At 65.7% G+C, this 12,583-nt stretch carries 10 protein-coding genes; 7 read left to right on the forward strand and 3 right to left on the reverse strand.

The annotated features are described in order from the left end of the window. Window positions 1-303: 303 nt before the first annotated feature. The 5 genes from AC1Q7Q_RS19595 to AC1Q7Q_RS19615 all read left to right on the forward strand — a co-directional run bounded on the left by AC1Q7Q_RS19595 (window position 304) and on the right by AC1Q7Q_RS19615 (window position 7,190). Window positions 304-840 carry a hypothetical protein gene (locus AC1Q7Q_RS19595; RefSeq protein WP_492375410.1) on the forward strand — a complete coding sequence of 179 codons (537 nt, stop codon included), beginning with the start codon at window positions 304-306 and terminating at the stop codon, window positions 838-840. Between the two features lie 128 nt (window positions 841-968). Continuing rightward, window positions 969-2,420, forward strand: a complete 1,452-nt coding sequence (locus tag AC1Q7Q_RS19600; protein WP_492375409.1) for a bifunctional 2-methylcitrate dehydratase/aconitate hydratase — start codon at window positions 969-971, stop codon at window positions 2,418-2,420. Window positions 2,421-2,729: 309 nt separating this feature from the next. After that, window positions 2,730-5,435, forward strand: a complete 2,706-nt coding sequence (gene acnA, locus AC1Q7Q_RS19605; protein WP_492375408.1) for an aconitate hydratase AcnA — start codon at window positions 2,730-2,732, stop codon at window positions 5,433-5,435. Between the two features lie 273 nt (window positions 5,436-5,708). Continuing rightward, complete coding sequence (locus AC1Q7Q_RS19610) at window positions 5,709-5,855, forward strand: hypothetical protein (protein ID WP_170301880.1); 147 nt, start codon at window positions 5,709-5,711, stop codon at window positions 5,853-5,855. A gap of 132 nt (window positions 5,856-5,987) precedes the next feature. Then, window positions 5,988-7,190 carry a DUF2863 family protein gene (locus AC1Q7Q_RS19615; RefSeq protein ID WP_150986348.1) on the forward strand — a complete coding sequence of 401 codons (1,203 nt, stop codon included), beginning with the start codon at window positions 5,988-5,990 and terminating at the stop codon, window positions 7,188-7,190. Between the two features lie 57 nt (window positions 7,191-7,247). On the opposite strand, the gene trmB is transcribed toward AC1Q7Q_RS19615, so the two are convergent. Further along, a complete protein-coding gene (trmB, locus tag AC1Q7Q_RS19620) occupies window positions 7,248-7,922 on the reverse strand; it encodes a tRNA (guanine(46)-N(7))-methyltransferase TrmB (RefSeq protein ID WP_492375407.1) in 675 nt (224 codons plus the stop codon). Window positions 7,923-8,180: 258 nt separating this feature from the next. On the opposite strand from trmB, the gene AC1Q7Q_RS19625 reads away from it, so the two are divergent. Then, window positions 8,181-9,815: an ABC transporter substrate-binding protein gene (locus tag AC1Q7Q_RS19625; RefSeq protein ID WP_492375406.1), complete on the forward strand. Its 1,635-nt coding sequence runs from the start codon at window positions 8,181-8,183 to the stop codon at window positions 9,813-9,815. A gap of 76 nt (window positions 9,816-9,891) precedes the next feature. Here the strand turns inward: AC1Q7Q_RS19625 and AC1Q7Q_RS19630 are convergent, their stop codons facing one another. After that, entirely contained in the window at window positions 9,892-10,788 is an 897-nt protein-coding gene (locus AC1Q7Q_RS19630; protein ID WP_492375405.1) for a class I SAM-dependent methyltransferase, read from the reverse strand. 74 nt (window positions 10,789-10,862) lie between these two features. Beyond that, complete coding sequence (locus AC1Q7Q_RS19635) at window positions 10,863-11,618, reverse strand: hypothetical protein (RefSeq protein WP_492375404.1); 756 nt, start codon at window positions 11,616-11,618, stop codon at window positions 10,863-10,865. A 261-nt stretch (window positions 11,619-11,879) separates the two neighbouring features. Between AC1Q7Q_RS19635 and AC1Q7Q_RS19640 the strand changes: the two genes are divergently transcribed. Continuing rightward, window positions 11,880-12,575, forward strand: a complete 696-nt coding sequence (locus AC1Q7Q_RS19640) for a P-loop NTPase family protein (protein WP_492375403.1) — start codon at window positions 11,880-11,882, stop codon at window positions 12,573-12,575. The last annotated feature ends 8 nt before the right edge of the window (window positions 12,576-12,583 follow it).

Here is a 12,583-nt window from a genome sequence, read left to right on the forward strand (position 1 = left end):
GCTGCGCATATCATCGAGCAACGCATCGACAACAAGATCATCCGCCCCAGCGCCAACTACACCGGGCCGGAAAACCTCAAGTTCGTGCCGATCGGAAAACGGAAATAGGCTGGGCGGGCCGCAAACCGCCTTGCCATGTAGCGAAGGCGCCCCCTTGCCCGGTCTGGGCTACACCGAATTATGTAACGGATGGTAGGGGCACTACGCCCCGACTTTCAAATCGTAGAGAATAGCGGCGGATATGGCTGCCGGCCTTGCCGGCAAGCCACCGCCATTGACCCAACTCCAGAAGGAACCCACAGAATGAAGCAACTTGTCCTCGCCGCCTGCATCGGCGCATTTACGCTGACCACCGCCGGTGTTGCGATGGCCCAGGAACCGGCCAAGAAGGCCGCTCCCGCCAAGAAGGCTCCTGCGAAGCACACCAAGAAGACCGCGGCAGCAGCACCCGCAGTCGTCCCCAGTGGCGAAAAATGGCAGTGCGAACTGGGCCATGTCCTGTACATCGGTGGCAACATGCAGCGCGACGAAGTCATCACCGTGAACTGGGAGGGCAAGGAATACCGCCTGCCCCGCCTGTCCACCGTAACCGGCGCCGACCGCTACTTCGACGCCCGCTCCGGCCTGGACCTGGTCGTGATCCCGAGCAAGGCCATGCTGTTCAACAAGAACGCCGGCCAGCGCCTGGCCGACGAGTGCCAGACCGCGGACATGCAGGCTGGCGGCTCGGCCCCGACCCAGGCAGGCGCGCTGCGCGCTCCGGTAGCCACCCCGTTGCTGATCGCCCCGTCGGCACCGGCAGCCGATGCCTCCCAGGCACCGGCCGCGCCCAAGCAGTAAGCACCAACCTATAAGCAATAAGAGCAGTAAGAGCAGTAAGCGGTAATCAGTAGTAAGGGGCCGTAACCTGGCATCGTCCGGCTACGGCCCCATGGGCACCAGGAAGCACAAATATCCGAGGGGATCCCATGTCCGCGCCTATTTCGAACGTCCGCCCTGAACCGGACCCGGTCATGGCCGACATCGTCGACTACGTCACCAGGTATCAGGTCAAGAGCGCGCTTGCCTACGACACGGCCCGCAACTGCCTGATCGACACGCTAGGCTGCGGCCTGGAAGCCCTGTCGTATCCGGCCTGCACCAAGCTGCTGGGCCCGATCGTGCCCGGCACGGTGGTCCCCAACGGCGCCAAGGTGCCCGGCACCCAATTCCAGCTCGACCCGATCCAGGCCGCCTTCAATATCGGCACCATGATCCGCTGGCTCGATTTCAACGACACCTGGCTGGCCGCCGAATGGGGCCACCCGTCCGACAACCTCGGCGGCATCCTCGCCACCGCCGACTGGCTCTCGCGCAACAGCGTGGCCGCCGGGCGCAAGCCGTTGACCATGAAGGACGTGCTCACCGGCATGATCAAAGCCCATGAGATCCAGGGCTGCATCGCGCTGGAAAACGCCTTCAACAAGGTGGGCCTGGACCACGTGGTGCTGGTCAAGGTGGCTTCCGCCGCCGTGGTTGCCCAGATGCTCGGTCTGGCCCGTGACGAAATCCTCAACGCGGTGTCCCTTGCCTGGGTCGACGGGCAAGCGCTGCGCACCTACCGCCACGCCCCCAATACCGGCAGCCGCAAGAGCTGGGCCGCCGGCGACGCCACCAGCCGCGCGGTGCGCCTGGCGCTGATCGCCCGGACCGGCGAGATGGGCTATCCCTCGGTGCTGAGCGCCAAGGGCTGGGGTTTCTACGACGTACTGTTCAAGGGCCAGCCCTTCAGGTTCCAGCGCCCGTATGGCACCTACGTGATGGAGAACGTGCTGTTCAAGATCGCCTTCCCGGCCGAATTCCACTCGCAAACCGCGGTAGAGGCCGCCATGACCCTGCACGGCCAGCTGTGCGCCGCGGGCAAGACGGCAGCGCAGATCAGGCAGGTCACCATCCGCACCCACGAAGCCTGCATCCGCATCATCGACAAAAAAGGCCCGCTGGCCAACCCCGCCGACCGCGACCACTGCATCCAGTACATGGTGGCGGTACCGCTGCTGTTCGGCCGGCTGACCGCCGAGGACTATGAAGACAAGATAGCGGCGGACCCGCGCATCGACGCCCTGCGCGACAAGATCGTGTGCGTGGAGGATCCGCAGTTCACCGCCGACTACCACGACCCGGAGAAGCGCTCCATCGCCAATGCGCTGACCGTGACGCTGGACGACGGCACGGTGCTGCCCGAAGTCGTGGTGGACTACCCGCTCGGCCACAAGCGCCGGCGCGACGAGGGCATCCCACTGCTGGTGGAGAAGTTCAAGACCAACCTCGCCCGCCGTTTTCCGGCCAGGCAGCAGCAAGCGATCCTGGCGGTGTCGCTGGACCAGGCGCGCCTGGAGGCCATGCCGGTCAATGAGTATGTCGACCTGTACGTGATCTGAATGATCTGAGCGGCCTGAGCAAAAAAACAGGGCCGATTTGCGCGCGCCAAAGCCAACGGGGGCTGACGGCGGCAGACGCCTTGGCCTAAAATCCACGCGGCACGTACCTTGGTTTAGCGATTGGGCAGCAAAGCAGTCCTGCAAGATCAATCAGCAAGAAGGGCAGTAGGCATGAACACGGCGCGCAAAACCGCGCCGCGCGCCGCGCGGCAACCCTGCTTCTCCGGCAGCCGGCGGCAATAGACGATTTACGATTTACGATTTACGAGTCCAAGCAAGTCCGCACCATCCTTCGATTGGAGTAAGGCAATGCCCCACAATCTCAATAAGACTCTGAAAGAATTCAAGATCGGCCCGTCGAGCAAGGGCCAGTTCTACTCCCTGCCGCAACTGGGCAAGGCACTAGGCGTGGCGGTCGAGCGCCTGCCGGTATCGATTCGCGTCGTACTGGAATCCGTGCTGCGCAACTGCGACGGCAAGAAGGTCACCGAGGAGCACGTCAGGCAGCTCGCCCACTGGAAACCCGTCGCCGAGCGTGTCGACGAGATCCCCTTCGTGGTGGCACGCGTGGTGCTGCAGGATTTCACCGGTGTGCCCTTGCTGGCCGACCTGGCCGCCATGCGCAACGTGGCCGAGAAGATGGGCAAGAACCCCAAGAAGATCGAGCCGCTGGTTCCCGTGGACCTGGTGGTCGACCACTCGGTGCAGATTGACCACTTCCGCGAGAAGAACGCACTGGACCTGAACATGAAACTGGAGTTCCAGCGCAACAACGAGCGCTACCAGTTCATGAAATGGGGCATGCAGGCCTTCGATACCTTTGGCGTGGTGCAGCCGGGCTTCGGCATTGTGCACCAGGTGAACCTGGAGTACCTGGCCCGCGGCGTGCACAAGAAGGACGGCGTGTACTACCCCGACACCCTGGTCGGCACCGACAGCCACACCACCATGATCAACGGCATCGGCGTGGTGGGCTGGGGCGTGGGCGGCATCGAGGCGGAAGCCGGCATGCTGGGCCAGCCGGTCTATTTCCTGACGCCCGACGTGGTCGGCGTGGAACTGAAGGGCCGCCTGCGCGAAGGCGTGACGGCAACCGACCTGGTGCTCACCATCACCGAAATGCTGCGCCGCGAGAAGGTCGTCGGCAAGTTCGTCGAGTTCTTCGGCGAAGGCACGGCCAGCCTGGCACTGCCGGACCGCGCCACCATCGGCAACATGGCACCGGAGTACGGCGCCACCATGGGCTTCTTCCCGGTCGACGAGAAAACCATTGACTACTTCAAGGGCACCGGCCGCACCGAAGAAGAAATTGCCGCCTTCGAGGGCTATTTCCGTGCCCAGAAGATGTTCGGCGTGCCCAAGGCCGGCGAAATCGACTACACCAATGTGGTCACGCTGGACCTGGGCACCGTGGCCCCCTCGCTGGCCGGCCCCAAGCGCCCGCAGGACCGTATCGAGATCGGCAACGTCAAGTCCACCTTTGCCTCGCTGTTCGCCAAGCCGACCGCCGAGAACGGCTTCAACAAGGACATCGCCGACCTGGACCGGACCTACACCACGACCGACGGCCTCGATGTGAAGAGCGGCGACGTGCTGATCGCCGCCATCACGTCCTGCACCAACACCTCCAACCCGAGCGTGCTGCTGGCCGCCGGCCTGCTGGCCAAGAAGGCGGTGGAAGCCGGCCTCAAGGTGGCGCCGCACATCAAGACGTCGCTGGCCCCTGGCAGCCGCGTGGTAACGGAATACCTGCAAGCCGCCGGCCTGCTGCCGTACCTGGAAAAGCTGGGCTTCGGCGTGACCGCCTACGGCTGCACCACCTGCATCGGCAACGCCGGCGACCTGACGCCGGAACTGAACGAGGTCATCACCAAGAACGACCTGGTGGCCGCCGCCGTGCTGTCGGGCAACCGCAACTTCGAAGCACGCATCCACCCGAACATCCGCGCCAACTTCCTGGCCTCGCCGCCGCTGGTGGTGGCCTACGCCATCGCCGGCAACGTCACGCGCGACCTGATGACCGAGCCGGTGGGCACGGGCAAGGGCGGCCGCGAGATCTACCTGGGCGACATCTGGCCGACCTCGGAAGAAATCCACGCGCTGATGAAGTTCGCGATGGACTCGAAGGTGTTCAAGATCAACTACGAGCAGGTCAAGAAGCCGAGCAAGCTGTGGGCCAAGGTCAAGGGCACCAAGGGCCAGGTCTACGACTGGCCGAAGTCCACCTATATCGCCGAGCCACCCTTCTTCGACGGCTTCGGCATGGAGCCGGCCGCCACGCAGTCGAGCGTGCGCAATGCGCGCGCGCTGGGCGTCTTCGGCGACTCCGTGACCACCGACCACATCTCGCCGGCCGGCTCCATCAAGGAATCGTCGCCCGCGGGCAAGTACCTGCTGGCCAACGGCGTGCTCAAGGCGGACTTCAACAGCTACGGCTCGCGCCGCGGCAACCATGAGGTCATGATGCGCGGCACCTTTGCCAATGTGCGCATCAAGAACCTGATGCTGCCCGTCAAGGCCGACGGCTCCCGCGTGGAAGGCGGCGTGACGCTGCACCAGCCGTCCGGCGAAGAACTGTCGATCTACGACGCCGCCATGAAGTACATCGCCGAGGACACGCCCACCGTGGTGTTCGGCGGCGAAGAGTACGGCACGGGCTCGTCGCGCGACTGGGCGGCCAAGGGCACCCAGCTGCTCGGCGTGAAGGCCGTGATCACGCGCAGCTTCGAGCGCATCCACCGCTCCAACCTGGTCGGCATGGGTGTGCTGCCCCTGCAGTTCAAGGGCAGCGACAGCGTGCAGACGCTCGGCATCATCGGCGACGAGACCTTCGACATCGAAGGCATCGAAGGCGAACTGAAGCCGCAGCAGGACGTGACGCTGGTGATCAAGCGCGCCAATGGCGACGTGCAGCGCGTGCCGGTGCTGCTGCGCATCGACACCCCGATCGAGGTCGACTACTACAACCACGGCGGCATCCTGCCGTTCGTGCTGCGTCAGCTGCTGGCTGCCTGACCGGAGCAACCCTGGCCCTTCGGGGCCAAGGGGTGACGCCGCTGGCTCTGCGCCTCTTTCGGAGGCCATGGCCAGTGGCGTTTTTCTTTGGGGCGCCATCCGCGCTGGCCCTAAAGCGCATCAGCCGTCGCTTGTACCGGGCTTACCCCAAGTGTTGGCCGGTGTAAGTTCCACGCAAGGCTGCCCTGCCAAACTGCCCGTCATCCACAAAGAAAACGCCTTGCGCGGGACAGCCATGCCGGCCAACCCCGCCTGAAACGCACAGGAGACATCATGGCAAAGATTTTCATCGCATTCGTCGTCATTGCCGGCGCGGCACTGTATATGCTGTCAAAGGGCGGCGACATCTCGATGGGCGGCGAGCAGCACGGCGTGGAAACCCACGCGCCGGAGGCTGCGCAAGCGCCCGCGCAGAAGTGAAACCCGGTCGGTTCCGCCGCTGCGCGGCGCTGCCTGACGCAATGCAATACAGCCGCCCGGCCCCCAGGCGGCTTTTTTTGTCAACGCAGCGAGTAGAATACCGTTTTACCGAAAAACGGATGATTTCGACTTATGGCAGGTTTTCGCCCCAAGGCTTCCCAACGTCTTTCGCCTGACGCCGAGCGTCTGGTGGCCGATGCGCTTGCGCTCGATGCCTCGGGCAGCCGCATGGAGGATGGCTACTGGGAGCGGCGTCTTTCGCAACGCCTGGGCCGGCTCCTGAAGAACGGCAGCCAATCCGCGCTCGACGCAGCGCTCGAACACCTGTTCAAGCACAACGCCGACGCCTCCGACGTGCTCGCCGAGCAAGCCGAGACCCTCGCCGAATCGGCTACCGTCGAAATCGACGGCGTCAGCTACGACGCCCTGCTGATCGCCGCGCCCATCCTGGCCCACACCCGCTACGCCATCCCGTCCGGCGCGCTCAAGCCCGAGCTGTCGCAGACGCTGGCTGTGCACATGCAGGCGCATGTGCTGGCGGCCAACACCAAGATGGCGCTGTCGCCCTACCTGTACAGCATCGACCAGCTGCCGCGCACGCACAGCGACACCTTTGCCCTGACCTACAAGCTGGTATCGGCCGCCATGGCCGGTACCACGCCCAAGGTCGACCTGCGCGACCTGCCGGAAACCGCGCCGATCCTGGCCGATCCGCGCTACCTGCTGGCCGTGGTGGTGGCACCGCACGAGCAGGCCCTGTTCCGCTGGCAGGAAGACGCCAAGGAGCACCATGCCGAGCGCAGCGTCTGCCTGGAGCAATGGCGCACCCAGGTGCAGCCGTCGATCGCGCTGCTAATGCCCGGCTGTGAGTTCGACCTGCTGCTACCCGACGCCTTCTTCCTGTCCTGCCGCGAATCCGACAAGAGCATCCGCCCGCTGACCGTGCGCGCTGCCGTCAACTACCTGTGCGGCACGCTGGACGTGCCGGCCGGCCAGATGGCGGCCGTGGTGGCGGCATTCGGCGAGGAAGAAGTCGAGGAATACCGCGTGGGCTTCACCATGCGCGGCGAGAAGGATGTGATCTACGGCATCGTCTGGCCGGTGTATGGCCGCGAGTCCGGCGAGATCGATGCCAGCGAGAAGGACAACCCGCTGGAGCAGATCTGCGAGGAACTGCGCAACGCCGGGGTGGAAGACATCTTCCGCCACGCCGCGCTGTTCGACCCCGAGTATTGCGAAGACTGCGGCACGCCGCTTTACGCCGACCGCTCTGGCGAGATCGTCCACGCCGAGTTGCCGGAAGACGCGCCCACCCAGCAGCCGCTGTTCCACTGAGCTGCGTCGCTTCGCCCTGCCCGACCAACGGCCCGCCTTGCGCGGGCCGTTTTTCCTTCAGCCGGCGGCCGCCGGGCTGACGCAGCGCCACAGCGCATGACCGGAGGCCGCGTACTTGCGCTCGAACGGCGTGATGGCCTCGGCCGGCTGCCACAGCTCGACCTGCGCTGGCCGGCCGACCAGCGCCAGGGCCTGGGCAAACTCGTCGATGTAGACCTGCCAGTTGCTGCGGCACTCCAGGTACGTGCCGCACGCAGCCAGCGCCGGGAACACCGCATGGCCTTGCCAGCGCCGCCCCAGGTGGCCGATCTTGGGCCAGGGATTGGGATACAGCACGTAATGGCGATCCACCGCGATGTGATCCGACTGCAGCATCCGCCAGACGTCGACCAGGTCCGCGCGCGCCCAGGCAAAATTGGCCGGCATCGGGCCATCCCACCAGTCCTTGCCCCCGGTCAGCCGTTTCTCCGACTGATCCACGCCGATCACGAAATGCCCGGGGAACGCCGTGGCCAGGCGCAAGGTGCTCTCCCCCACGCCGCAACCGGCGTCCAGGATCAGCGGGGCCGCTCCGGCCTGCTGCCATTGCTGCAACGCAAGATCCAGCGCGCGCCGGCTCGGCTCGCCGATCGGCTTGCGAAAGGGCTCGGCCAGGTGGCGGGCAAGGCGCGCCTCGAGGTGGTCGTGGACATCGGCCTGGGCCGAGGTGATGGTGCGGGAGTTGGCAAACATGGGCGGGATTCTACCCGGCTGCCGAGCGCTGCGGGATCGCCGGGGCATGCGGCGCTGGCGACGGGCGTGGACAAATGCCATCCACTGCTGCGAGCATAAGGATATGACGTCGATGTCGCACGCAGATGTCGTTTTGACGGCACAATGCGGGCAACCGGGGTGAACCAGCGGGCCGCCCAAGCGTGACCCGCCACCCCATCTGAGAACCCGCCGCCGCCATCCCATCCTGGCGACGGCCCGTACGAGGAGCGCATCCCGATGACCGCCACACGCCGCACACGCCACACCTCCAGCCTCGCCGCCATGATGCCGCGCCGCGCGCTGCTGCAAGCCGGTGCCGCGCTCGCGCTCGGCAGTGCCGCGCTGATGCTGTTGCCCGCCGGTGCGGCGCAGGCCGAAGACCTGCGCATCGGCTTGTCCGCCGACGTGACCTCGATGGACCCGCAGTGGAACAACTCCGGCCCCAACAACGCCATCGCGCTGCATATCTTCGAGTCGCTGGTGTTCCTCGACAAGAATGCCCGCTACATCCCCGGCCTGGCGCTGTCGTGGAAACCGGTCAACGCCATCACCTGGGAAATCAAGCTGCGCCCCAACGTGAAATGGCATGACGGCACGCCGTTTACCAGCGAAGACGTCAAGGCCTCGCTCGAGCGCCCCGACAAGCTCACCAACAGCCCGGGTTCCTTCACCAGCTACACCAAGCCGATCGCGCGCATCGACACGCCCGACCCGTTGACCGTGCGCCTGACCATGAGCGTGCCGAACTACGCCAACCTGGCCAACGACCTGAACAGCGTGCCGATCATGCCGAAGAAGGTAGCTGCCACACTGAGCCAGGCGGATTTCGACTCCGGCAAGGCGATGATCGGCACCGGCCCATTCAAGTTCGTGCGCTTCGCGCGCGGGCAGGAAATCGTGATGGCGAAGAACCCCGACTACTGGGGCCCGAAGACGGAATGGGATCGCGCGATCTTTCGCATCATCACGGACAACGGCGCGCGCAGCGCGGCGCTGCTGTCCGGCGACGTCGACGTGATCGAAAGCGTGCCGTCCGCGGACGTGGCCAAGCTCAGGCAGAACCCCAAGTTCCGCATCGAGCAGCAGGTCTCGTGGCGCACCATCTTCTGGCAGATGGACCAGTCGCGCGACAACCCGCCCTACGTCACCGACAAGGCCGGCAAGCCGCTGGGCAAGAACCCCTTCAAGGACGCACGCGTGCGTGCCGCCATCAGCCGCGCGCTGAACCGCGACGCCATCGTCAGCCGCATCATGGAAGGCCTGGCCGTGCCGGCCTCGTCGATCGTCTCGCCGCAGATCTTCGGCCACCCCGGCACCAAGCCAGAGGCCTATGACCCCGAAGGCGCCAAGAAGCTGCTGGCCGCGGCGGGCTATCCGGATGGGTTCGGCCTGACGCTGCACGCCACCAACAACCGCTACCTGAACGATGCTGCCGTGGCACAGGCCACCGCCAGCATGCTCACGCGCATCGGCATCCAGACCAAGGTGGAAACGCTACCGGTAGCCGCGTACTTCACCCGTGCGCGCCAGGGCGACTTTGCGTTCGAGATGCTGGGCTGGGGCTCGGCAGCGGCCGACGTGGCGCTGCGATCGATCACCGGCACGCCGAACCCCAAGACGGGATACGGCACGTGGAACTGGGGCAAATACAGCAATACCCAGCTCGACCAGCTGATCGAGAAATCGCTGACCACGGTGACCAGCGACAAGGCCCGCGAGGAAAACGCCCGCGCCGCAGCCAGGTTCGCCCTGGCCGACCACGCCATCATCCCCTCGCACAGCCAGCTGGCGATGTGGGCCATGCGCAAGGACCTGAAGTACGAAGCGCGCACCGACGAGTGGTCGCTGGCGCAGTTCTTCCACAAGCAGTAAGAGAGAGGCAGAGAGGCGTTTCGCGAGGCGGCGTTGGGCGTTGAACCCGGCGCCGCCACCTACCTGGCAGCTTGAATCAGATCCGCAGGCCGTCTTCCTGGTTTGCGTTCGCCGCGCGCAAACCCTTCACCCATTCGCGCGCCGGCAACCCGGTCGTATCCTCCAGCACCTTCGCGCGAATCTCCAGCACGTCCCACGACACATCGATTGCCGGCCCATTGAAGGCAAGCGCAATGACATTGCCGTCGTGCACTTCGGGGAACACCAGCACGCGGTTATCAAACGCTTCGCAGATCCGCACGATGTTCTTCGGGAAACTGTCGTGATCGCCGAACAGGTTGATCGTCATCACGCCCGGCGCCTTGAGCACACGGCGGCACGCCTTGTAGAACGCCGTGGTGTCAAGCACCGGCCCGCGCGCGGTGGCGTCATACAGGTCCACCTGCAGCACATCCAGCGCGCCGGTGTGCGCGCCATCCATCACGTAATCCCACGCATCCTGCTCCCGCACGGTAAGGCGCTCGTCGTCTTCACGCAGGCCGAACATGCTGCGGCCCGCAATGATCACGGCCGGGTTGAGCTCCACCGCCGTCACCCGCGCGCGGCTGAACTGGCGATGGCAGAACTTGGTGAGCGCAGCCGCGCCCAGGCCCAGCTGCGTCACGTGAAACTCCGGCGCCGAGGGCGACAGGAACAACAGCCACGCCATCATCTGCTGCGCGTACTCCAGCTCGATGGCATCGGGCTTGCGCAGGCGCATGGCGCCTTGCACCCATTCGGTGCCGAAATGCAGGTAGCGCACACCGTCCATCTCGGAGAAGGTCACCGGCGCGAAGCGCAGGGTCATGCGCTTTTCCTCGCGCTGCGCAGCTTGCGCGCTGCGTGCGCCGCGTCCGTCCTCAGGGCTGCGCGCGCCGCGCGCGGGACGGCGCGAGGCCACGGCTTCAATCGATTTGCGTTTGAGAAGAGTCATGGTGGTCAGGAAGAATGCGTGTAAGCGTGCCGCCCAGCGGGGCCGCACGTAAGTCAGTTCGGATCGACCCGGGATCAGGCTTTGCCGAGCGCGCCCTGGGCACGCTGCAGCCACTCCCGGTTGTGCTCGCGGGCGTGGCGCGGCCAGTGCTTGCCGTCGTGCACGATCTCCGCGTACAGCGCCTGGGCGCGCTCGCGGTCGGCCGGTTCCCCGCGGGCCGTCAGCCAGTCGGCAAACAGGCAGCGCGCGGCGGCATCGCTGGCGCAAGTCAGCGCCTGCTCGAATGCAGCCCGCGTGCCGGGCGCGTCCGACGCGGCCAGCGCGCGAGCGTACAGCAATGCAGGGTCCGCTTGCTGGCGGGCCTGGGGCTGGGAGGCGAACAAGCGCTCCAGCGCCGCCACGGCAGCGGCATGGCCACCGGTGGCGAACTGCGCGCGCGCCAACCCCAGCAGCAGCGCCGGGTCGGTGGCGAACGGCCCGCTGGCGGCGGCCTCATAGTGTTCCAGCGCAGCCTTGGACTCGCCGGCCTCGAGCAAGGCGGCGCCCAGGCGCATGCGGTGATCGACGGTGGGCGCGCGGTCGAACGCGTCGCGCGCCTCGCGCACCGCGCGGTTGGGGTCGACCAACTGGCCAATGGCGCGCTTGGCGGCCCGCGCACCCCGCGTCTGGCGCAGCCCGGGCAGGTAGATGGCGAAGAAATACACCACGCTGCCCAGGCCCGGGAAGGCAAACAGGATCAGCAGCCAGTACATGTTCTGCTGGGTGCGCACCGCGTGCACGGCGAAGAACACGGCGATGATGACGTGAAAACCAATTCCTAGATACGGCATTGTCTATCTATCCTGCAAAGCGTTGGCCGGCGGCCTTCCCACCGGCATGCACAGCCGTGATTGTGACAGATGCGGCCGGGGTGCCCGATGCGGCATGCTACTTGCTACTGTCACAAATGCCTTTTACGGTAAGGCTGTCTTGCGTCTACGTTCTGCGCTTACGTTCTGCGCTTGGCTTCCTGGCATACCTGCCTGGCTTGCCTTACCAAGGCCCGAGACGCTCCCCCCAAACCTGGCCCCCACGACAAAGGATCCGCAGATATGAGCTACATCCACTTCATCGGTGGTGAAAAAGGCGGCGTCGGCAAATCGCTCGTCGCCCGCCTGCTAGCCCAGCATTTTATCGACCGGAGCATGCCGTTCCTGGGCTTCGACACCGACAAGTCGCACGGCGCCCTGCTGCGCTTCTATGCCGACTTTGCCGCGCCCGCCGTGCTGGACAAGCACGACAGCCTGGACCCCATTATCGAGCACGCCGTGGAAGACCCGCAGCGGCGCATCCTGGTCGACCTCGCGGCCCAGACGCAGCACGCACTAGCAAAATGGATGGACGACGCCGACGTGCTGGCGCTGGCCGAAGCGCATGGCCTGACGCTCACCTGGTGGCACGTGATGGATGCGGGCCGCGACTCGGTCGACCTGCTGCGCCAGTGGCTTGACCAGTTCGGCGGCCGCATCAAGCTGGTGCTGGTCCTCAATGAAGTCCGCGGCGATCGCTTCGAGATCCTGGAAGCCTCGGGCGAACGCGCCCGCGCCGAAGCGCTGGGCGCCAGCGTGATGACGCTACGCCACCTGCCCGATACGACCATGCAGAAGATCGATCAGCAAAGCACCAGCTTCTGGGCCGCGGTCAATCATCCGGAGCGCGCCGCCACCGGGCTCGGCATGCTGGAGCGCCAGCGCGTCAAGGTCTGGCTGAACCGGGCCTATGGGGAGATGGCTGCGCTGGCGTTGTGAGTGGAATC

This window comes from Cupriavidus sp. GW823-FHT07A04 (assembly GCF_058794615.1).

Coding starts and splice junctions, on each gene's coding strand:
- AC1Q7Q_RS19595 (WP_492375410.1), top strand. CDS start 304: ATGAAGCAACTTGTCCTCGCCGCCTGCATCGGCGCATTTACGCTGACC.
- AC1Q7Q_RS19600 (WP_492375409.1), top strand. CDS start 969: ATGTCCGCGCCTATTTCGAACGTCCGCCCTGAACCGGACCCGGTCATG.
- acnA (WP_492375408.1), top strand. CDS start 2,730: ATGCCCCACAATCTCAATAAGACTCTGAAAGAATTCAAGATCGGCCCG.
- AC1Q7Q_RS19610 (WP_170301880.1), top strand. CDS start 5,709: ATGGCAAAGATTTTCATCGCATTCGTCGTCATTGCCGGCGCGGCACTG.
- AC1Q7Q_RS19615 (WP_150986348.1), top strand. CDS start 5,988: ATGGCAGGTTTTCGCCCCAAGGCTTCCCAACGTCTTTCGCCTGACGCC.
- trmB (WP_492375407.1), bottom strand. CDS start 7,922: ATGTTTGCCAACTCCCGCACCATCACCTCGGCCCAGGCCGATGTCCAC.
- AC1Q7Q_RS19625 (WP_492375406.1), top strand. CDS start 8,181: ATGACCGCCACACGCCGCACACGCCACACCTCCAGCCTCGCCGCCATG.
- AC1Q7Q_RS19630 (WP_492375405.1), bottom strand. CDS start 10,788: ATGACTCTTCTCAAACGCAAATCGATTGAAGCCGTGGCCTCGCGCCGT.
- AC1Q7Q_RS19635 (WP_492375404.1), bottom strand. CDS start 11,618: ATGCCGTATCTAGGAATTGGTTTTCACGTCATCATCGCCGTGTTCTTC.
- AC1Q7Q_RS19640 (WP_492375403.1), top strand. CDS start 11,880: ATGAGCTACATCCACTTCATCGGTGGTGAAAAAGGCGGCGTCGGCAAA.